The 22,186-nt window shown below is 49.4% G+C and carries 12 protein-coding genes and 1 pseudogene; 10 read left to right on the forward strand and 3 right to left on the reverse strand.

All coding sequences use genetic code 11. The features are described 5' to 3' along the window. The first annotated feature begins 92 nt into the window (after nucleotides 1-92). From Q2J39_RS05540 to Q2J39_RS05575, 8 genes are all read left to right on the forward strand, one after another. Nucleotides 93-629 (forward strand): methyltransferase domain-containing protein, encoded by a 537-nt coding sequence (locus Q2J39_RS05540; RefSeq protein ID WP_288339341.1) that lies wholly within the window; start codon nucleotides 93-95, stop codon nucleotides 627-629. After that, nucleotides 626-1,942, forward strand: coding sequence for a 23S rRNA (uracil(1939)-C(5))-methyltransferase RlmD (gene rlmD, locus Q2J39_RS05545; RefSeq protein WP_288339339.1), 1,317 nt, complete (start codon nucleotides 626-628; stop codon nucleotides 1,940-1,942). Before Q2J39_RS05540 ends, rlmD begins: the two co-directional genes overlap by 4 nt. Before the next feature lie 990 nt (nucleotides 1,943-2,932). After that, nucleotides 2,933-3,217 carry a hypothetical protein gene (locus Q2J39_RS05550; protein WP_230267674.1) on the forward strand — a complete coding sequence of 95 codons (285 nt, stop codon included), beginning with the start codon at nucleotides 2,933-2,935 and terminating at the stop codon, nucleotides 3,215-3,217. Next, nucleotides 3,183-3,785, forward strand: coding sequence for a signal peptidase I (gene lepB, locus Q2J39_RS05555; RefSeq protein ID WP_288339336.1), 603 nt, complete (start codon nucleotides 3,183-3,185; stop codon nucleotides 3,783-3,785). Before Q2J39_RS05550 ends, lepB begins: the two co-directional genes overlap by 35 nt. Before the next feature lie 325 nt (nucleotides 3,786-4,110). Next, a complete protein-coding gene (locus Q2J39_RS05560) occupies nucleotides 4,111-5,670 on the forward strand; it encodes a SpaH/EbpB family LPXTG-anchored major pilin (RefSeq protein ID WP_288339334.1) in 1,560 nt (519 codons plus the stop codon). 109 nt (nucleotides 5,671-5,779) lie between these two features. Beyond that, nucleotides 5,780-6,628, forward strand: coding sequence for a class C sortase (locus tag Q2J39_RS05565; protein ID WP_288339332.1), 849 nt, complete (start codon nucleotides 5,780-5,782; stop codon nucleotides 6,626-6,628). After that, a complete protein-coding gene (locus Q2J39_RS05570) occupies nucleotides 6,615-7,415 on the forward strand; it encodes a hypothetical protein (RefSeq protein WP_288339331.1) in 801 nt (266 codons plus the stop codon). The genes Q2J39_RS05565 and Q2J39_RS05570 overlap by 14 nt, the downstream gene beginning before the upstream one ends. Before the next feature lie 143 nt (nucleotides 7,416-7,558). Next, nucleotides 7,559-13,162, forward strand: a complete 5,604-nt coding sequence (locus Q2J39_RS05575; protein ID WP_288339329.1) for a SpaA isopeptide-forming pilin-related protein — start codon at nucleotides 7,559-7,561, stop codon at nucleotides 13,160-13,162. Here the strand turns inward: Q2J39_RS05575 and Q2J39_RS05580 are convergent. Together Q2J39_RS05580 and Q2J39_RS05585 are read right to left on the reverse strand one after the other, a co-directional pair. After that, nucleotides 13,159-13,413, reverse strand: coding sequence for a hypothetical protein (locus tag Q2J39_RS05580; RefSeq protein WP_288339327.1), 255 nt, complete (start codon nucleotides 13,411-13,413; stop codon nucleotides 13,159-13,161). The two genes, Q2J39_RS05575 and Q2J39_RS05580, sit on opposite strands and share 4 nt — an antisense overlap. A 52-nt stretch (nucleotides 13,414-13,465) precedes the next feature. Beyond that, complete coding sequence (locus tag Q2J39_RS05585; RefSeq protein ID WP_288339325.1) at nucleotides 13,466-17,308, reverse strand: hypothetical protein; 3,843 nt, start codon at nucleotides 17,306-17,308, stop codon at nucleotides 13,466-13,468. Between the two features lie 468 nt (nucleotides 17,309-17,776). On the opposite strand from Q2J39_RS05585, the pseudogene Q2J39_RS05590 reads away from it, so the two are divergent. Continuing rightward, nucleotides 17,777-18,343 (forward strand): annotated as a pseudogene (locus Q2J39_RS05590) (GNAT family N-acetyltransferase). Nucleotides 18,344-18,546: 203 nt separating this feature from the next. Next, entirely contained in the window at nucleotides 18,547-20,016 is a 1,470-nt protein-coding gene (locus tag Q2J39_RS05595; protein ID WP_230268339.1) for a C69 family dipeptidase, read from the forward strand. A gap of 754 nt (nucleotides 20,017-20,770) precedes the next feature. Here Q2J39_RS05595 and Q2J39_RS05600 read toward each other — a convergent pair. Beyond that, entirely contained in the window at nucleotides 20,771-22,156 is a 1,386-nt protein-coding gene (locus tag Q2J39_RS05600) for a TrpB-like pyridoxal phosphate-dependent enzyme (RefSeq protein ID WP_288339321.1), read from the reverse strand. Between the last annotated feature and the right edge of the window lie 30 nt (nucleotides 22,157-22,186).

The raw sequence follows: 22,186 nt of genomic DNA on the forward strand, positions 1-22,186 counted from the left end.
AACTAGAAAGGCAAGGCACTGCTCACTTGTGAAGCTTAAGTGAACAGCATTGCGAAGCCATCGCAAAAAAGATCCACGACCTCCATCCCAGAATGTACATCGATCTTGGCTGCGGAGAAGGCTATTACACCCGACGCTTTGCCAAGGAAGTCGAAGAAGGATACGGCATCGATTTAAGCCGTCCTTCCATTGCACATGCCGCCGGTCAGGACAAGCAGACGCAATACATTGTCGGAAGCATTTTTGAACTGCCGTTTGCCGATCTGAGCGCGGATCTGCTGACATCGATCTTTACGCCGATCCCCGCAAAGGAAGCCAGACGGGTTTTAAAAGAGGACGGTTTACTGATCACAGTCGGACCCGGAAAAAACCATCATAAGGAACTGAAGGAAGTCCTGTATGAAAACGTCCGTCTCAACGATGAGCCAAAACAGCCGGAAGGCTTTGAACTTGTCGATCGTACGGAGCTGAGCGAGCTCGTTCATGTCGATGACGTCTGGAGCCTGCTGGAAATGACACCGTATCGCTACAAGTCACCTGCTGAGGGCCTTGAGCGCGTCAAAAACCTGAAAAACGGTCTGGATGTCACCTTTGACTTTGTGATCAGCACCTGGAGAAAAGCAAAATGAGAACAAAAATAAAAAAATGGGGAATCAACGGCGAAGGCATCGCCTACGTCAATAAGAAGGCGGTCTTCGTACCCGGTGCGATTCCCGATGAAATCGTGGATATCGATATTGATCACGACTTCGGCAGCTATGCGCAGGGTCATGTGGAAAAGATCGTCCAGGAAGCCCCGCGCCGGCGCAAATCGCCCTGTCCGATTTCGAAAGAATGCGGCGGCTGTGCGCTGATGCATGTCGACTACAAAGGCCAGATCCGCATGAAAGAGCAGATCCTCAAGGAAGCGCTGCGCCGCTATGCGCACTATGAAGGACCGATTTTTCCTGTCATCAAAAATCCGGATCCTCTGCAGTACCGCAACGCCTGCAAACTTCCGTTTGGCATGAAAGACGGCAAAGTCACCACGGGCATGTATGCGCGGGAAACCAATGATTTCGTTCCTGTTGAACGCTGTCTGATTCATGCCAAAGGTCTGGAACGGGCCCGCATGGAACTCAATACGCTGATCGACCAGTCCGGACTTCCCGTTGCCGATAAAGAACATCCGGAAGGCCTGAAAAATCTGGTTCTGAAAGAATTTGACGGCAAAATCCATATCGTTCTGGTTACCGGAAAGATGGACATCCCGGAACGTCTGGTTGAGCAGATTCTGGAAAAGTCAGATCATGCCGCTTCCGTCTGGCAGTCCATTAAGGAACCGGACGATCCGGAACACGAACTGTTTGGCCGTCAGATGCTGCATCTGGGCGGCGATATGAAAATGACGCTTACGCTGGGCGAGTTCACGCTGAATCTTCTGCCCAAATCGTTTTTTCAGCTCAACACGAAACAGGCGCTCGCTTTATATACGCTGATCGAATCCTGGCTGCCGGATCATACCGATCTGATGGTCGAAGCCTATTGCGGCATCGGAGCCATCTCGCTTTTTGCGGCGGATAAAGCTAAAGAAATTATCGGTATCGAATCCGTAGAAGACGCAGTGGCCAACGCGAGTGAAAACGCACTGCTCAACGGCAAGGAAAACCTTTCCTTCGTCTGTCAGGATGCGGCAACGGAACTGAAGCGGATTTCGCAGAAACGTCATGTCGATACGCTGGTCGTCGATCCGCCGAGAAGCGGTCTGGACCGTACCATGAAAGACGCCATCCTGAAAGCACAGCCGCAAAATCTGATCTACGTTTCGTGCAATCCGTCCACGCTAGGAAAAGATCTGGACGTTTTGCAGAAGAAATACGCGATCGAATGCGTACAGCCTTTTGATTTCTTCTCGCAGACTCCGCACGTAGAGACAGCCGTAAAGCTTTCTCTCAAAAAATAAAATTCCAAACGGAATCGATCGATCTTCTTTCCATTCCCTTCAAACCCTTCTGCTCCTTCTGTTCGTTTTATCTCTTCGATCCGTGGCCTGTCAGACGATGGAGACGCTGAAGATCCGAACAGGAGGGATAGATTCACAGAACAAAATCCTCATGCCTCTGGATGATTTCCAGATGCATGAGGATTTTTCTTTAGCGCAGATCGGCTTTCTTAACGGCACGAAAGGCACCCGATCCGAGGGGGCCTGAAGACAGAGGACAGCGCAAATCCGCGCAGGAAAAAAAGCTGCCCAAAGGAGCGGACAGGCCATTTTCGGCGAAAGATCAAAGGATAGAAATAAATAAAAATAAGGTATAGAAACGCAAATAAATCCGTCGGATTTCACCAAGGCTCTCGCTAAAAATAATTACCGTAGTTGAAATATAAATAAATTCAAATTGGCTAAATTAATACCAGAAAGTAAAAAGTGCAAACGATTGAAATAATTCAAATATATATAAACTGTCAGAATAAAAGCATCATAAATTGAATACTGATTAATTTAGACAAAACCGTTAAGAAAAAGTACATCGCAAGCCACGAAAGCTGACACTATTCTAAATACATTGAGGGGCTGACTCGCTTGCCCAGGCAAGCCATATGACCAGAAACGCCAACTGGTCTGCTGAGCAAAGAAGCCTGCTCTCGCTCAAAAATCCTGCACCTCAATTTCATTAGTATTTCGTTTTTCGAATGACCCGCTCATCTCTTTCTTTCCCAGCACATCGAATTCCTTGCTTTCCCGTCTCGGGTAAAACCAGGAACGCACGAAGATCATCATAAACCATCTAATCCTCAGGAAGAGAGTCCGGGTTTTGTACGGCAGCCCGAGCGCCCCGCTTTCGTATAACTTTACGAACTTGAAAAAGAACGAAGATAAGAGATTTTACAATCCTTAAGAAAAATTCAAATCGATGATGTCCGATTCATCTCGTGGAAAGGACAGGCGTTTATGAATAAAAACTCTCTGCGCCGCAAATCCCGCATTGAACTTCTCGAACTGCTGCTCGCCTCCCGGGAAGAAAATCAGAAGCTTCGCAAGGAAAACGAAGAACTGAAAGCTCAGCTTGCGCAGCGACAGATCCATCTGGAAAACAGCGAATCGCTGGCACATGCGGCTTTGAAACTGGCCGGCGTATTTGAAGCAGCCGATCAGGCAGCTGCTCTCTATCTCGAAAGTCTGAAGGAGAATTATTCCGATCATGAATCAGAAGAATGCACCGAAGAAGCCCTCTGATCCAGACATGCCTTCCGTATCCGAGATCCGAAGCGAAATCGATCGCGTCCGCTATCGAAAACGCTACTGGAAATCGGTTCGCGGCATTCTTCAGACCATCCTGGTCGCGGTAGCGGTGGCCGTTCTGATTTCCATGTTATGGATGCCCGTTCTGGAAATTTACGGACCAAGCATGGCGCCTTCTCTGGAAGAAGGCGATATCGTTGCCGCCATCAAAAACAGCAAATTCGAAACGGGCGATGTCATCGCCTTCTACTACAACAACAAAATTCTCGTAAAACGCGTCATGGCCGGTCCAGGCGACTGGATCGACATTCACGAAGACGGAACCGTTTTTGTGAATGGAGAAGAAATCGATGAACCCTATCTGACAGACAAAGCGTACGGAGATCCCGATATCGAATTTCCTTATCAGGTTCCCGAAGGACGCTGGTTCGTTCTCGGCGATCATCGAAGCATTTCCAAGGACTCCCGAAACGCAGAAATCGGCCCTATCGCTTCTGAAGATATTGTTGGACGGCTCGTCTTCCGCCTCTGGCCCAACCCAGGACCAGCCGGCGACAGTTAACTGTTTCTTCCATAATCCGGATTCATTGTCCTTCCGAATATGGATCCGATTCACATCAATTCGTATAGGCAGTAAAGGTCTCTTGCCAGGGAAGGCAGAGTCGCCTTATTCATACAAAATGGCTTAAGCAAGCCAGAAAGAAGGGATACGCAGACAAAAGAAGGTTTTACCCGTATCAAAACAGGAAAGGCTGAATCAATTCGATCCAACATCATTCCTTGATTTATCCCGGACGTTTACCTTCCTTTACTGCAGGAGATCTGAATCGTCAGGAGTTGAATTCGAACAGCCCAAAAAGAGAAAAAGACAACAGAAAGGAAAAACAATGAAATCCAGAAAATTTTTAATTTCATCCGCGATTGCCCTTTCGACAATGCTCGGAACTGCAGCGCCGATGATGAATGCGATGCCGATCTCAGCAACGACAGTAACTGTCTCCAATTTTGCAGAGGGACATGCTTTTACGGCTTATCAGATTTTTACCGGTAAGCTGGAAGGCGACAAACTTGTTGACATCGAGTGGGGAACCAGCGCTGATACAACAGCGCAAGCTGCAATTATTGCTGCATTAAAAGGAGACGATAGCCCGCTTTCGGCAGACAAAATTACAGCACTCGGAGACAACCCGAATGCTGCGGCTGTGGCTAACGCAATTGATGGTCTTAATGCAGAACAAAGCCTGGCACTTGCTAAATTACTGCATCCAATTCTGACCGAGAATGGAAAAGCAATTACATCCAACACAACTGACCTCACACCTGGCTACTATCTGATCAAAGATACAACAGCGGTTGATTCATCTGCCGATGACGTTATTGGTTTGAGCATTCTCCAGGTCGCCAATACTGATGTAGTAATTACACCGAAAAACGCGAAACCAACCGTCGATAAAGAAGTTAGCGACAACGACAATCATGATGAGAGCAATACAGCAGGCTGGGGGGAAACGGCTGACCATGAAATTGGCGACACCTTCCAGTTCAGACTGACTGCTACAGTTGCACAGTATGCGGATATCAAAAACTACGATTCTTATAAGCTGGTATTCCATGACACGCTGAGTGCTGGAATTGACTATGTCAGTGAAGGCAATCTGACTGCAGAGATGTTCGTTGGCGACAATACTACTGCAATTGAAGTACCAACAACTACTGCAAAGGATGGCCAGAATCTGACAGTAACTATCGATAACCTGAAAGCTCATTTGCCTGCGGAAATTAAGGAGAATGACGCAATCAGCGTTGTTGTTACCTACAATGCCAAACTGAATACGCACGCTGTGGTTGCTGAAAGTGGCGTTTCTGGGCTCTATAACAACAACAAGGTTTATCTGGAGTATTCCAACAATCCGAATGGGGAAGGAACAGGACAGACCAAAGAGGACTACGTATATGTCTTCACGTATAAACTGACCAACACGAAGACAGATAACATGGGAAACACCCTTCAGGGAGCCGAGTTCGTTCTTAAGAAAGACGACCAGTTTGCTGCATTCACTAACGGCATTTTTAGCGGCTGGTCGACAGCGCAGGACGACACAACGAAGCTCACATCTGGTGAAGATGGAACGTTCGTACTGACTGGTCTGGATGCAGGAACATACACCCTTGTCGAAACGAAAGCTCCGGAAGGTTATAAGCTGGCTGCTGATACGACGATTACAATCACAGCCAGCCATAAAGAAGATGACGGCGGAGCTTCAGCGACAGTAACTTTATCAGGCGAGAACCACGAAGGTGCTACGGTAGTTGACTCCAAAATCTCCAACCTGCCTGAAACCGGCGGCATGGGTACAACTCTGTTCTATGCAGCAGGCGGAATTCTTGCTGCTGGCGCAGTAATCGCACTGGCTGCCGGCAAAAAGGCGAAAAAAGAAGAAGACTAATCTTCGATAACCCACAGGATTCAGGGAGTCTGACTCCCTGAGTCTGGAAAGCCTGGAAGAGAGATTTTCCAGGTTTTCCAGACTCTCCAGAAAAGAGGAGGAGACGGGTTTGAAGTTTTTAAGGAAACATCTAAGAACAATTCTGATTCTTGTCATTTTCATCGCCGGGCTTGGTCTTCTGGCCTATCCAAGTTTTTCCAACTGGTGGAATACCACGCTTGGATCGCATTCCATTGCCCATTATGAGCAGGCAGTCGTAGAAACAAATGAAGAAGATTTGAAAGCCATGCGCGAACAGGCCAATGCCTATAATACGGATCTTTTAACGCGGCCAGATCGCTATCATCCAACCCCAGAACAGCATGCGCAGTACGGCGAACTGTTAAAAATCGGGGATTCAACGGTCATGGGTTCGATTTCGATCCCGCGAATCAAGGTGAATCTTCCGATTTATCACGGAACTTCCGAAGACGTCCTGGCTGCAGGAGCCGGTCATCTGGAAGGTTCGTCTCTTCCGGTTGGCGGAACGGGAACGCATGCGGTCATTACAGGGCATAGAGGCCTTCCTTCCGCAAAGCTGTTCACAGATCTGGATCAGCTGGAAGAAGGAGACCGTTTCGTTTTAAACGTTCTAGGCGAAAAACTGACGTACGCGGTGGACTCGATTCGAATCGTTTTGCCGGCTGAACTCGATCAGCTGACGATCGATCCGACGAAAGACCAGGTCACTCTGGTTACCTGTACTCCGTATGGAATCAACACGCACCGCATTTTAATCACGGGTCAGCGTACGGAAAACGTTGAGGAGTGGTCACTGGATCAGGAAGCGGGAATGATCGACGAGAAAATCGTCGCCCTCTGGATCGGCGCCATTATTCTCGGTGTCCTGCTCATCGTGATGCTTATAAAGACAAGAAAGCCAAAGTCGAAGAAAGGAGAAGCCGATGACTCGATTTAAAAAACTGTTTGGAATTATTTTGACTCTCATGCTGATGGTGCCGATGACAGTTCGAGCCGCAGAAGAAATTGATCTGAGTCGAACAGGTTCTCTGCAGATGACGATTCACAAAGCCGATGGAACGCCAATCTCCGGCGGTTCCATGACAATCATTCCGGTGGCGGATATCGTTCTCGACGAAGAAACCAATCCAAAATTTCAACTGAATGAAACGTTTGCCGAAACGAATGCGGATCTTTCCAACCCGCAAAGAGAAGCGGTCATTGAATATCTGGAAGATTTCGTAAAGAAACACAAGATCGAGGGAACCACACAGACTGTGGATCGTAACGGCATCGCCAGCTTTGGCGAGTGTCCGTTAGGTCTGTATCTCGTAATGCAGAACGAAGCGTCTCCTGGCTACAAGCCCATCCGTTCGTTTTTAATTTCGGTTCCAAATTTCGATGAAGAAGAACAGACCTATACCTACGATGTAATCGCCCTGCCGAAAATGAATACGGATATTGAGATTGACAGTTCTACATCGTCCTCGGATTCGTCTTCTTCCGAATCTTCTTCGAGTTCAACTTCATCGAGCATGAGCTCTTCAAACTCAGACGATTCATCGCATTCATCCAGTAAATCGACCAGCAATTCCATCAGCAGCTCAAACAGCGCACCCGGACCGAAAAAAACGCCGCCAACAGGAGCGCAGACCGGAATGACGCTTTTTGAAAGCCTGTTTATTCTTTCCGGTCTTCTGCTGATCGGTCTGTATTTCCTGAAGCGAAAAGAAACATCGAAATAAACGCGAAATAAGAACTACGCATAAAAAATGAACCGGAGATCCTTCAGCCGACGAGCGGGTTTTCCACGTCGTCAGGCTTTCTGCAGGGAAATCCGATTCACGGTTTTGAAGCAATTAAGAAATGGAGGAAGCGTATGTCTGGAATGAAAAGATTCTTTCAGAAAAAACATCCGATTTTAATCCGAGTCCTTTCCATACTGACTCTTTTTGCGACTGCCTATACGCTGATTCTGCCTGCAACAGCCCTGGCAAGACCTCAGTACTACTGCGGTATGGAAGAACATGTACACAGCGATACCTGCGAGGAGAACTGCACGCGGATTGAACACCAACATACACGACAATGCGAAGCCAACCTCGAGGCGGATGTGGAAGATGAATCCGTCTGGACAGCGGCTTTTGCGGATGTAATGGCTGAGCCGTCTTCTTCTGGCAAAGCGGCAGCAATCGCTCTTTCGCAAGTTGGCTCACATGTAAGTTCATCTAACTTTCAGGTTCTTGAAGACGGCAGTGAAGCACCATATTCCCGATATGGAGCCTGGGAAGGAAATCCGTATACGACAAACCTTCAGGAAAGCTTCCTTCGTTTTGTCTACAGCTATGCCGGAGCAGATATGAGCAGCTTTGCCAGTCAGTCCGTCAAGGATTGGATGGATCCTCTTCTTGAGGGCGGCCTGTTGCGTTCGGCTGACCAGGCATCGGAAGGCGATCTCGCCTTTGTCGAAGATGAGGGAAAACTGAAAGGCGCGGTTGTCATTAAAGGAAATGAGGAAGCGCTGGATGTTGTGGAAGCCGATGAGGGAGAGATCGTTTCCAAATCGGTAGCCAATGAACATGTCTATGGAACGGTTCGTGTTCTTTTAGATGCCGATCCCGCTGAAGCAGCTTCAACAGATGCTTCCACGGAAGAAAGCGCAGAGTCAAAAAAAGCGGAGAACGCAAATCCGGCTGCCGCAAATCAGGTCCTCTCTTACACACCTGCTCAAATTTCACCGCAGGCTGACGAAACAGCAGAGTCCTGTCCTGCAGCCAAATTTCCAGAATCGAATCCGGAAGGAAATCTCGGCGACGAGGGATATAACGAACATCCGACTGCAGCGAAGATTTATTATCGCTATCCTCAGAATTCAGGAAACACCCCGACCGAATGGACAGAAATTGATCCGGATGACGATAACACGGAAAATGACATTACGTACAAGATGAACGTCGAGTTCAAAATGGTCGTGAATTATGAAAATCTGAAATACACAACCATCGTGGACAACAACCATTCATTCTATTATTCGATTCCTGCTTTCCTCCATTCCAATATGGCAGCAGAGGGAACGCCTCTCATGCACACCTTCGAAAGAGAAGATGGATCAACGAAGACAATCGAACTGGGAAGACTTCATGCCTGTCCAACAGAAGATCATCTCCATATCGATTACAGCAACTATCTGGAACTGGAAGAAAATGATATTAAAACAGGTCAATTCGAATATTCGCTTTTAGCCAATCGAGAAGAAATCTGGGAAAACCCGAATCAGGAATACCAGATTGGAGATAAAAACTACACCTTTAAGTTTGATACCTCGTCCAGCTACAACGATGTGACCGTCCACGATTTCAAAAAAGCAAAAAATCCAGAAGGCGGCAATCACGAGAACTATTCCTATGACGAAGAGGGCAACACAATCATTCATTATCAGATCAGCTTTGTGACGGATGATCAGATTGCTCCCGATGCAATCGTCGATGACTGGTGGCCCAACTACAGCTCATGGAGCCAGAAATTTAAAGAAGGTTTTACCCCTTATGAAAATATTCAGTTTTTCTCCGTTGCAAGGGATGGAACCGCGACGGAGATTCCACAGGATCAGTACAGCTGCGTTCTGAGCCGGAATGGCTCCAGTGACCCGCTTGAACTTACGTATCACCCCGTAACGAATCCAAAAGAAACTGTAACGCATACGGTAGAAGGCGCACCGGCGCCGCGTGCAGGGTTTTATCTAGGAACGCTGCAGCCCAATACGCAGTACAGACTGACTTATACCGCCAAATATTCGAAAAACGCGCTAAATCATGGTGTACAGGACATTCGAAACGATTCACGCATTCGATTTGGTACGAGCGATGGCAGAGGCTATGACTGGGAAGATGACCGGCTTCAAAGCACGCTTACCGTTGGGAAATCCAATCTTGGACAGGAAACAAGGACGGATGACGACGGGAACCTCTACCTGACCTACAAACTCAGCGTCATTGCCGGCGAATACAACATGGATGACTGGCCTGTCGGCGTTGTCACCGACTATATGAACTTTCAGGTGGACCATGTGGTGCAGCCTGGCTACTTGTCCTATGTCTCCATGGTGGACTGCCAGTCTTCATCCGATGACCAGAATTACACCTCTATTCCTATAAATGAAGTAACTTTTACAGACCAGGATAATGGAACAATTCGCGAATACCGGATCCCAGCACCTGAAACCATGTCGAGGGGCCAGCGTTACTACATTAAATGCCAAATCCGGATTGACCGGGAACTGATGGTGAAAATGGCCACAGAGAATAAGGAACAGATGACGTATACCAACCTGGCGTATACAGGCGACACGTACAGCAGCTCAGGACCGCATTCGGGAACCGTTTCTCAGAACATTCAGAAATCTGAGATTGTAACCAAAGCCAAGGGCGAAATGCTGACAGAAAACACGCCGATGACCATGACCGGCGATGTTTACGATGCAGCGGGTCAGAAGACGAATGTCACTGAATTCACAGTTCCCATCCACTCCGTACAGTACTCCATCAAAATCAACGAAGATGGAAAGGCAAATGTAGGATCGGCTGCTCTGACCGACGAGCTTTCCGTCAGCGGAACCATTTCCGATCAGTTCAGCTTTACAGGCTATGCAGCTCTGAAAGTTTATGACGGCCGACAGGATCCTGGAAAAGAAGCGATGGGGACGATCTGGTTCAAACTGCCGGACGACCAGCAGAGTTTTCAGTTTGATCTTTCCAAATACAAGGCTTCAGTGGATGAGATAAAAGGGGCACACACACCGGAACACGCACTCAGCTACGAACTGATTTACTATGTTCGCGCGAAAGACGGTGCGGATAACCTGATGCTTACAAACGAACTGAATGGTTCCGTCGGCGTAGGCATTGGAGACAGTGTAGTCCCTGTGGAGCAGCACATTCACGTTTCCCATCTGATCGTTACAAGTGAAGAACTGAGCGCGGTAAAACGCGGCGTCTCTTATCTCAGCACGCAGGAAGATCATGAGGCCAATGGTACATGGAAAGCCGGTCGACAAATCTGGCTGGTTGAGGTCAGCGGATCGACGATCAGCAAAGAATCAACCCTTTCGGATACCCTTACCAATCAGACGAATTTGTCGGGCGAGTACTTCACCCATTACGTACCAGGAGAATCCGTGATTGGTCTGTACAGAGGAACCCTTGAATTCGCGTTTGACGGCACCCAGAATATCGAGGGAGATGTCAGTCATACCTCGACGAGCTATCCAGCAGGCAGCTTGCCTTCTTATACGTATCAGGATTTTTTAACTGCCTTTAACAGCCAGACAAGCCGGATTGATGAAGATCTGTATACAGTGACGTATGCTTCCGATAATCGAACCGTAAACATCCGGTTTAAAGAGAACTATTCTTTAATCGATGAAAATGGAGATAAGCAGAAGCTGTATATTCTGCTCCAGTCCACGCCTGATGAAAATTCGTTCAACGGAGGGGAGCAGGATCTGATCTGGAAACGCAATCAGGCCAATATATCCACTGGAAATGGTTTTTCAGCCATTCAGGGAAATGAAACGAAAAAGCTGGCGGATGCGCAATATGGTTTCCGTTCGTACTACAGCATCCATAAAAGTGCCGGAAGCCGGTTCGCGTATCAGAACGGCGAGTTTAAAAAGCTGGATGATTCAAATCTGAACAGTGTTCTTTCTCTATTCAATACAAATCTCAAGCCGATTCTGGATGAAAAGATTGCGAACGGCGAACTGTCGAATCATGAAATTTACGATGACTGGACCCTTCTTGTAAACAGACAGGGCGGTGATACAAATTCGAATACCCCTTACTCTGGAACGTTCAAAATTGTGGATACGATTTCTGATAATGCAAGTTTCGTAGGAGCCTTCCTGGCGAATACTGGCGAAAATCAGCCGACCATCGACAGCATTACCGTTGAAGGGCAGAAGGTAACGATTATTGTCAGCAACGTTAGTCCTCGCCAGGCTTTCACCATCCATTTGATTTCCAAGCTGAATGTGGACTGGGATGAAGCGATCGCATCGGATTCTCGAATTTCCGTGGTGAACCATGTTGACCTGTATCATGACCAGAACCGAATTGGAGTCGACGAAGAGACGAAAAATACGAAACTGTCCAATCCAATTTCGAAAGATTCCGCAACGCTGGTCGACGATACAACTGCACTTTCCGGGAAATCGACGATTGAATACTCGATTGATCTCAATGAAAATCGACTGGATCTGATTGAGAGTGCAGATACCATCGATCTGCAGGATACGTATGATCCGGATGTCATTGAAATCATTCCAGATACGATTCAGGTCACAGCAGATGGAGCAGCGTATACCGACTTTACGGTTGAATTCCGTAAAGAAGAAGGAACTGTCATCATTCGTAACCTTCCGGATCAGAAACGAATTCACATTACGTATTCCGCTTCTCTTCAGGTTCCGCCTGGAGAAAATTCATTCTCCATCAGTAACAGCTGCACGTGGCTGGGCTATGGAAAAGACGCACCATCTTCTACGTTTACCAAGTGGGCCACCAATACGATTGGCGGTACTTCATCGAGCGTGAACATCACCCCGAAAGTAACCCTGAAAAAAGTCGACGCCAACAATGCCACGCAGGGCCTTGCCGGAGCAACGTTTTCATTCACTGCGGGAACGGTGACGAATGGGGTGTTTAATGGAAATAACAGTTATTCTTTCACTGCCACTACGGATTCGAACGGGCAGATTATCGCAAACGAAGCGCATGGAAATAAACTGGAGCCGAATATCTGGTACAAAGTGGAAGAAACGAGCGTACCGGCCGGATACGATCCGAATTCGATCGAAGATCCTCAATACTTCTATATTTATAAGGATTTACAGCATTTCCCGGCGGAAAACGAGCGCCCGAGAGAAGGGAGGGTGAACATTTCCGAACTGAGTCCGGATAAGATTCTTTATCTGACTTTCACAAACAAGAAACCTGTCTTCTCAATCACGATTCGCAAATCGTTCTCTGAAGCCGGTCTTCTGCCAGGAAACTATACCTTTGGCGTTTATGACCGAGAATACGATCCGAACGATGCATCACAGCAGCCGCTTAAGAAAGTGACCATTACGGTCACACCGCAGGATGCTTCCGACTCGACGGAAAAGACAGCGGATGCGGTGATCGACAATCTGGAAATCCGGAACGATCCGTATTACGTGTATGAGCTTGGCGAAGATGGCAAGCCCTGCCCTAAATACTGGACTTCTTCGGCAAACGACCAGCTTTTCGAAGTCATCTATCCGGCAAACGGCAATGGGGTCACGTATTCCAATGCGTCCGAGACGGATCGCAATGTGATCTTTGAAGTGCAGAACCATCCGATTTACGAACTTCCAGAGACTGGCGGTGTTGGTACGTCTATCTTCTATGCAGGCGGAAGTGCACTGGTTCTGAGTGCAGCCTGTCTTGTGCTGCTTCTTCGCCGCAAGGATTAAAATTCCAAATCACAAATCCAAAAAGCAGACTTAAGAAACACCGTATTCAAAATCAATCGCCCCGGATCGGCAATATCCTTCGATCCGGGGCGATTTTTATACGGAGTCGGTGAACAGTTTGAAAATTCTCCGTTTGTTTCGAGCGGCCCAACAGAAAAAGTCTGCTTTGCCAGCAGAAGAGCAGACAAAGCAGACGGATTTTCGATGGGAGGCTCAAGTGCCGGTGAAGGCCGTAAAGCCTTAGCTTTCAAGGTTATGGTTCTTCTGGGTCTGGAATGCGCAGAATCCAGACCGAAACCGGTGTCAGATGCCAGGCGTTTCGATAGGACGCAGGGTGAGAAGATCCTCTTCCATCTGTCGGATGATGCTGTCGGCTGGATTTTTGAGCTTTCCATAAGAAATCCGGAGCCGTTTTGTGGTAAACAGACACGCGTAGACAAACAGATCCAGAAACAGAATCTGGTCCTCATAAGGGTCGAGCGTTTTCAGATCCTTGATCAGTTTATCCACTTTTTTCAGATGCTGTTGAATCTGGTTCAGGGAAAGACGGGAATCACTGGAACTGATCATCAGAATACGGAGAAGCAGGCCTGTTTTCTTTGCCAGTCGGGCAGCCTCTGGATAAGAAGAGTTCATGTACGGTTTAATTTCCTCAAGCAAAGCAGGAAGCGGTTTGCTGATTCGATTTGCCAGATAGCCTGCCTGAATATAGATCAGAACCGTGCTGACCATCGTCTCGAGCTCCGGATCCTTTTTCATTTCCGGCCATTCGCCGACTGTGGAAGCCAGGGTACGGAGTACCTTATTTAAGTATTCGACATTTAAGTATTCAGCCGTTTTGTCCCTTTTTGCCGCCGCTTCCTGGAGAGCAATACTCAGCTGAAGACAGACACGCATGCGGAGAAGCGAAACGGAACATCTCTGTTCGACCAGAGCGGCAAGCTGCAGAGCCTGTCTTATCGAATCCGAATCGGATCGGGTTATGACGGACAGTCCCGGGAGCAGGCTGCCGATTCGATAGGAAAGTTCAAGAATATCTTCCGCATACGGGGCGAGTTCCTCATCGAGTAGCACCTTTTCCTGCAGGTTCGTCCAGTCTGGATCCGATACCGTCCAGATTCTCAAAAAAATTGCGAGAACTTCTGTAGCGGAGTCCCACAGCAGCTGGGCAATCATCAATTCGTTATTGCAGGCCGCATAAGCCTCAGGAACAGGGGCAGCATACGAACCCTTTGCTGTGGTATACCGGAGCGCCGCGATAGAAAACAGGGCTTCGCGAAACAGACCCGGATTCTCGGAAACCACATCCGAATTCTCTTCAAAAGCCGCGAGACGGCTGAGTTCCCGGCCGATCATTTCGGACATTCGAAGCGGACTGTCCTCCTTAAGTGCGGCCGCAAAAGCGGATCGAGCAGCGAGTGTCACCATGCTCATATACGCGTCACTGTCAGAGAATGTGTTCATACTTGTCGTTGCATCACAAATATCTTCAATCCCGTCATAATCTTCGGCCTCGATTAAGCCGTTGAGCGTTGTAATAAAGGCTTTTGCGAGGGAAGCCGCATTATCGGGATACATATTGTCCCCATGATACGCATGATCCAGAAGGGAAATGATCGACAGGTACTCGGCGTACATCGAGGAGGGGGATGCGTTAAACAGCAGCCCTCTCTGGACTTCCGGGAGCTGGAAAATCACGGAATCCGGATCCAGTCGGGTGGACGATTCCTCCTCCAGAAGCTCCATCAGCGTTTCACTGGCCTGCTTTGCGGCGGTTTTGTCTTTGCAGAGAATGGCATCGGTGAGACGGAGATACCAGGCTTCTTCCCGGATTTTCTGCATCGTGCTCGACAGACCAAATTTTTGGATATGGTCTTTGGCCCGCTCACACGCCTGCTTTGCCATGTATAAAGATGCCGAATAGGCAGCGCAGCTGCCCAGCAGTCGGGATACAGAGCAGCAGGCTTCCGTGGCAAAACCGAGTTCCTGTTCAGTCTGCGGGTTCCACTGGTTTAAAATCGCGAGGATATTCAAAATCAGCCGCGGTACTTCGACTGGCGAAACCTGCTGGAAATTGAAGGCAGCGGAGCTGAGAAGCTCGATTCGCTTCATTTCCAGACCGATGGCTGGATTGTATTCACTGGCTTTGTCGGGATGCTGCTGTTCAAAGAGCTCCTTGTTGTAGTCGTCAATAAAGGCGATCAGCAGATCGTAAAGTTCGCTGGCCACAAGCGGTGCGCCTTCTTCCGTCGCTCGCTGCGCATCGTGTAAATAGGAGTCAAAGTAAGCGAAGATACTTTCGTTATCCATATAAGTAAACGATTCACGAAGCGCGAGATACAGACGGAAGACGGGATCGAAATCCGTATCCCGCGTATTCAGAGTGTACTCATCGAGAAGGGTTTCCACCGTATGCAAAGCCAGTGCGGTATGGAGCGTCGGATACAGATTGAGCGTGTGAAAAATGGTGAAGACCACATGGGGAATTTGCGAAGGCTTCCACGAACTGTTCACGAGAAACAGGCACAGGCAGTCCATGGCTTCCAGCGACAGAATCTGTTCGTTCTCCGCTAAGGAAAGCATAATTTTGGAAATGCCCGTGCGCAGATCGGCGAACTCCTGCAGGTCATCTGCCATTTCCAGAGCGTATCCGATCATCAGAGCAAAGTTGTAAAAGGCATGAAGCAGCGTCTGATTCGGGTGACGCTCTGGAACGAGAACCGAAGAGGTTTTACGGAAAATATCCTTGCACAGCTCCATGACCCGCTCACGCTGATCCGGTGGACAGACTTTATACAGGGCACAGACGGCATAGTACAGAACTGGCAGGTCCAGTCTGTCGTACGAAGTGCAGTCCTCAAGGGATGAAATCAGGCGCGCACAGAGATTCGTCAGAAAGTCGGAATAGCCAGGTTCATTTTTCAGCTGGTCAAGGTATTGCGTATCTTCATCGGAGAGCAGAGCCGTTTCTCCAAGCGGTGCAAAAATCAGCAGCAGATTTTCGAGGGAATAGACGACTTCTTCCGGATACAGCTGAAACACCGGCTGCATGACCAGAGCGCTGATTTCCTCCGTGAGCGGCGGATTATAGCGGATCATAAAATGGAGAACGTTCTGTACGCAGCGCAGGCGAAGCGCTTCCGTCTCGGGATGGTCCGGATCGAAGGAAAGATCCAGCGAACCGGCGGATTCAGCGTAATTCTGTACGTAGTCGGGAGAAAGGGCCGTAAGAATATGATTGTAGAGCCATTCTACATAGCTCCATTCCAGATGGCGGAACGGATTGGCCATCAGTTCCTCATAGTGTTCCGCGTTCTCTCGAAGCAGGGCCGGAATCCGGTCTGGATCGCCGTCCACGAACGCTTCGAAAAGAGGCAGAAAGTCTTCGTCATCGTTCAGTGCTTTTTGAAGAGCGAAAACGAGCAGATCCAGCAGGGCTTCGCCGGCATCTGCCAGAATGGTTTCTCTGTTTTCGGCGCCTTGTCCCGGCTCTGTCGTCTGCTTTCCAAGATCAAAAAAAACCTGTTCCACCTGACGATAGGCAGCCGTATCGATAAGCGCGTTGTACCCTTCCAGCACACTGCTCAAGCCGTATTTCTCAGTCCATAATCGCGTGCTCAGACAGAGCGTCTCGACCTTATCGTCTCGCTGCTCCTGGGCGTCTTCCGTTTTGGACAGGGTGGAAACCAGATCCAGAGTCGGTCCCATCAGTTTCATGCAGGGCATAGATTCAAAGTCCGCCAGCTGTACGTTTTTATAGAGGAGCATTCCGGTGTCATTGCTCGTCTGCAGGTAACGAAGGGAAGACGTCTCGTTCAGCGCTGTCGCCAGCAGGGCGAAGAAAAAGAAGACAATAACATCCGAACTGGACGTTTTGGACAGCGGGAAGCGAATGGTGCGGTTCGGATCAGACCAGGTCAGAACCGGTCCAAGATTCAGGGCTTCATCCGGTGCGCTCACCGACAGAGAAGCCGCAATGGGACGCGGCCGTCCGGTCGGCGTGAACGGCTCCGTAATTTTCCGGCCGTCCCAGTAAAGGGAAGGTTCCCCGTTTTCCAGCGCCTTGTGAATGGTCTGAACAGCTTTGAGCGAATTCAAAGGCGCAATGGTTTTCATGTTTAATGTGAAGTTGATTTTTTCAGACATATATCCAGTATAGAAGAATGAAAAAGGAAAGACTGAAAACAATTTCTTTCTCTGTGTGGATTGTTAAAACGTATAAACGATCCGGGAACTGCGCCCCAAAGAAAAAAAGCGGCTTCGCCCGGTGAAAAATGGAAATTTTCGCCCTGAAAACCGCCTGACCAATCTAGCCTGTTTTGCGTCCGTTCTGGCCCGCAGATAGCCGTTTCGAACGCGGAAAAGACGGGCGAAAATGGGTAAAAACCGTCCGTAAGGCGTAAATGCCGCATTTTAAACCCACGTCAAATGTCTACTCTGCATAGGTGAATGAAATTGCATCGACATGGTGAAAAACATGAACATCGCCCATGAATAAAGGGGAATTAAGGTTTTCTAAAACTTTTACAGAGCTATTGAACATGGTTTCCAATAGGTATATGAACAAGAAAAAGAACGTGCAGACATACGCCCAGACAAAGGAGGGAGTATACCGTGGAAATTCGTACAGAGAGACTGACGCTCAGAACATGGCAGGCGGACGATGCAGCAGCTCTTTACGCGCTGGCCAGCGAACCGGAAATCGGCGAAAAGTGCGGCTGGGTTCCTCATTCCTCCGCAGAGTACAGCGCCATGGTGATTGATTCCTCGCTCCAGAACGATGAGGCGTATGCGATCGTGCTCAGCGAAAACAATACGATCATCGGTTCGGTTTCGATCAAGCTCGACGGCGATTCTGATCTTTCCAACTGGGAAGACGAAGGCGAAATCGGCGTCTGGATCGGCAAGCCGTACTGAAAAAAAGGCTACGCCACAGAAGCCTGTGCCGCTCTTCTCGATCACGCTTTTTACGATCTGGATCTTTCCAAAATCTGGGCCGGCCATTACCATGGGAACCTGGCTTCGCGAAAACTGCAGCAGGGTCTTGGCTTTGAGCAGGAAAGAACCGAAGAAGAATATCTGATCAAGCACCTTAAGCGCATGACCAAGCTTCACGTTTTCTCCCTGACCAGAGAAAAGTGGCAGGCACTGCATCCATACCCCCAGAAACTGGAAAACTGAAATCGAAAGACCTCATTATTTTCAAAAAATTCTAGCGTTCTAAAGCGACGCACAAAGTCCTTCCCCCGGCTTTGTGCGTCGTTTTGTCTATGCATAGGCTTCGGGCGTCGGCTGGAAACGGATTTGAAAACTGTGCCACAATAAGCGTGGAAAAGCCTCTAGGTTGAATCAAAAACCCTGAAATTTGAAATGGAGGGATCTCTATGGCTTGTACTACAATTCTGGTTGGCAAAAAGGCTTCGCTTGACGGCTCAACCATGATCGCGCGAAATGACGACAATCCAAACGGACATTTTGCGATCAAAAAATACTGCATGGTGCTTCCGGAAGAACAGCCCCGCACCTATCATTCCGTAATTTCTCATCTGGAAGTCAAACTTCCGGATAACCCGATGCGCTACAGCGCGCTTCCAAACGTAAATCCCGAAGAAAAGGGAATCTGGGCAGGTTCCGGCATTAACGCCGACAACGTCGCCATGACCGCAACCGAAACCATCACCTCAAACGTCCGCGTTCTCGGCGCCGATCCGCTGGTTGTGTATACTCCAGCACAAAACGGCGAAAGCGAAAAACCGGGCGGCATCGGCGAAGAAGATATCGTTGTCCTCGTTTTGCCGTATATTCACAGCGCACGGGAAGGCGTTATGCGTCTGGGCTCCCTGCTGGAAGAATATGGTACGTATGAAATGAACGGCATCGCCTTCTCGGATCAGGACGAAGTCTGGTTTTTGGAAAGCGTCGGCGGCCATCACTGGATTGCCAGCCGTCTGCCGGACGATCACTATTCCGTTATCCCAAACAGCTTTATCGAAGACACCTTTGATCTCGATGACGCTTTAGGCAAAAAGGAAAACTTCATGTGCTCGCCAGATCTGGAAACCTTCATTAACGAAAACAGTCTGGCCCGCATTGTCGACGGCCGCTTCAATCCGCGTGTCGCCTTTGGCAGCCACACCGATGCCGACCATGTGTATAACACCCCGCGTCTCTGGTACGGCCAGCGCTATTTCAACCCGACGACCGTTCGCTGGGATGGAGAAGACGCTGAATTTACGCCGCAGAGCGACAACATGCCGTTCAGCCGCAAACCGGAACATCTGATTACCGTAGACGATGTCAAATACGTGCTGTCCTCGACGTATCAGGGCACCCCGTACGATCCGTATTCGTCTTCGCCAAAAGGCCGTCTGTTCCGTACGATCGGCATTAACCGCACCGCGTTCCTTTCGCTCAGCCAGATCCGCGGCGATCTGCCCGATCCCGTCAAAAGCATTCAGTGGATCACCTTCGCATCCAACGTCTACAACGCACTCGTTCCGCAGTTTGCGAACGTAACCGAAGTGCCGACGTATTTCTCCAACACGAAACTGCAGTGCAATACCAACAGCTTCTACTGGGACAACCGTCTGATCAGCGCCCTGGCCGATGCCCATCACAGCGACGCCATCGTCTTTGTCGAACGCTATCAGCAGGCCCTTGGTGCCGCTGCCCGTCATGTCGTTGACGAAACGATCGCCAAAGCACTCAAAGGCGAAAGCAGCGAAGCGCTTCTGCAGGCCGCTAACCAGCAGATTGCCGATCTGGCGCAGAGTCAGACCCAGGGTCTGGTCGATCAGGTTCTCTTTACCGCAACCTGCAATATGACTAACGCCTACCAGCGCTCCGATCAGTAAAGCCTGGCCAGAGAAAGCTCGGATTTCATCCCGAATGTTCCAGCACAGGAAAACTCCAGCTTTCCGTTTACTGACATAACCGATCCAGAATCGAAACGCCGCAAAGACAGAACCAACTGTCGCTGCGGCGTTTTTCTATGCAGACAGGAAAAGCGGACAGACAAAAACCCCGGGATACCGATTGGCTTCCCGGGGTAAGTGAGTTCTTTTCGGATTCAGACGATCGCGCTACGGCCCTTTTGTGAATTGTTTCGGCCCTGCTCGCGTAACTTCCAGCTCCACGTCCTCGTTTCTTTCAGACTGAACTCGACAATCGCATAAGCTGCAGTTCTGAAAGCAATGCCTGAATGTTCTCCTCCTGCCTTTTGCGAAGCAACGATTCCTGTTCTGCAGTGGCTGATTATTCTGAGGATTGTCACCGGTCTGCAGTTCGTTTTCGCACGGATGGTGTCTGGCGAGTTTCATGTTCGGGTTTTATTCCGTCGATGGGTTTTAACGTCTTCTCTGACGCGCCTGGAAAAGGGACTCACTTTTTTTGAACCTGTGTGTTGGTATCTATACAATACCAAAGTTCATCGAAAGGGAAAGAAAGCGGTCTCATCTGGTCTCTTGTTTGTCCAGTTTGGTTCATTCTCCCCGTAAGTCAGGAAAAAATCGAAAAAGGGGGTGAAAAAAGCAGAAGGACGGATCGAGCCAGACGATCCAGAGAAACCGTAAGTCAGGAGCAGGCGGACGGTTCGAGAAAATCGAGCGATCAGGCGTTTTCTTCGGGAACCTGCGGCAGCTTGCGCAGCGCCTGTTCGAGTTCTTCGTCCGTAGGGATGTAGTCGCTCATCTCGCCGTTGTTGAATTTCTCGTACGCAAAGAGATCGAAGTAGCCCGTACCGGTCAGACCGAAGAGGATGTTCTTTTCTTCGCCGGTTTCCTTGCACTTGAGCGCTTCGTCAATGGCTACGCGAATGGCGTGGGAACTTTCCGGAGCGGGCAGGATGCCCTCGGTACGCGCAAACAGTTCCGCGGCTTCAAAGACGGCCGTCTGTTCTACGGAGCGGGCTTCGATCAGCCCTTCGTGATACAGCTCGGAGAGTACGCTGTTCATGCCGTGGTAGCGCAGACCGCCGGCGTGGTTAGCGGAAGGAATGAAGTCCGATCCGAGCGTGCACATTTTCGCCAGCGGAGTCACCATGCCGGTATCGCAGTAGTCGTAGGCGTACTTTCCGCGGGTTAAGGACGGGCACGACGCCGGTTCTACCGCGATGAAATGGTAATCCTGTTCGCCGCGCAGCTTCTGGCCCATGAAGGGAGAAATCAGACCGCCCAGATTCGATCCGCCGCCGGCGCAGCCGATGATGAGATCGGGAACGACGTTGTATTTATCCAGAGCGGCTTTAGCTTCCAGTCCAATCACGGACTGATGCAGCAGAACCTGATTCAGGACGCTGCCCAGCACGTAGCGATAGCCGTCCAGACCGGTCGCGGTTTCTACTGCTTCGGAAATCGCACAGCCAAGCGATCCGGTCGTTCCGGGATGATCGGCGAGAATCTTGCGGCCGATCGCGGTTGTTTCGGAAGGGGACGGGGTGACGCTGGCTCCGTACGTCCGCATGACTTCCCGGCGGAACGGTTTCTGTTCGTACGAACATTTGACCATGAAGATTTTGCAGTCGAGATCAAAGTAGGCGCACGCCATCGAAAGCGCGGTACCCCACTGGCCGGCTCCGGTTTCAGTCGTAACGCCTTTCAGGCCCTGTTCTTTCGCGTAGTACGCCTGGGCGATGGCGGAGTTGAGCTTATGGGAGCCGCTGGTGTTGTTGCCTTCAAACTTGTAGTAAATATGAGCCGGCGTTCCCAGTTTCTTCTCCAGACAGTAGGCGCGTACGACGGGGGAAGGACGGTACATTTTATAAAAATCCTGGATTTCCTGCGGAATGGGGATTTCCCGGGTGTCGTTGTCGAGTTCCTGTGCGACGAGTTCATCGCAGAAGACAGCGGAAAGTTCTTCCGGCGTCATCGGCTCGAACGTTTTCGGATTGAGCAGAGGAGCGGGTTTGACTTTCATATCCGCACGGACGTTGTACCAGTATTTGGGCAGTTCGTCTTCGGACAGATAGATTTTGTAGGGGATGGTTGAATCGGACATCAGATTCTCCTTTCTTCCCAAATCCAGCGG

It is taken from the genome of uncultured Allobaculum sp., from assembly GCF_948576815.1.
Lineage (GTDB): Bacteria > Bacillota_I > Bacilli_A > Erysipelotrichales > Erysipelotrichaceae > Allobaculum > Allobaculum fili.

Excerpts from the sequence above, each read along its gene's own strand:
- Q2J39_RS05540 (WP_288339341.1), top strand. The coding sequence starts at position 93 with ATGTACATCGATCTTGGCTGCGGAGAAGGCTATTACACCCGACGCTTT.
- rlmD (WP_288339339.1), top strand. The coding sequence starts at position 626 with ATGAGAACAAAAATAAAAAAATGGGGAATCAACGGCGAAGGCATCGCC.
- Q2J39_RS05550 (WP_230267674.1), top strand. The coding sequence starts at position 2,933 with ATGAATAAAAACTCTCTGCGCCGCAAATCCCGCATTGAACTTCTCGAA.
- lepB (WP_288339336.1), top strand. The coding sequence starts at position 3,183 with ATGAATCAGAAGAATGCACCGAAGAAGCCCTCTGATCCAGACATGCCT.
- Q2J39_RS05560 (WP_288339334.1), top strand. The coding sequence starts at position 4,111 with ATGAAATCCAGAAAATTTTTAATTTCATCCGCGATTGCCCTTTCGACA.
- Q2J39_RS05570 (WP_288339331.1), top strand. The coding sequence starts at position 6,615 with ATGACTCGATTTAAAAAACTGTTTGGAATTATTTTGACTCTCATGCTG.
- Q2J39_RS05575 (WP_288339329.1), top strand. The coding sequence starts at position 7,559 with ATGAAAAGATTCTTTCAGAAAAAACATCCGATTTTAATCCGAGTCCTT.
- Q2J39_RS05585 (WP_288339325.1), bottom strand. The coding sequence starts at position 17,308 with ATGTCTGAAAAAATCAACTTCACATTAAACATGAAAACCATTGCGCCT.
- Q2J39_RS05595 (WP_230268339.1), top strand. The coding sequence starts at position 18,547 with ATGGCTTGTACTACAATTCTGGTTGGCAAAAAGGCTTCGCTTGACGGC.
- Q2J39_RS05600 (WP_288339321.1), bottom strand. The coding sequence starts at position 22,156 with ATGTCCGATTCAACCATCCCCTACAAAATCTATCTGTCCGAAGACGAA.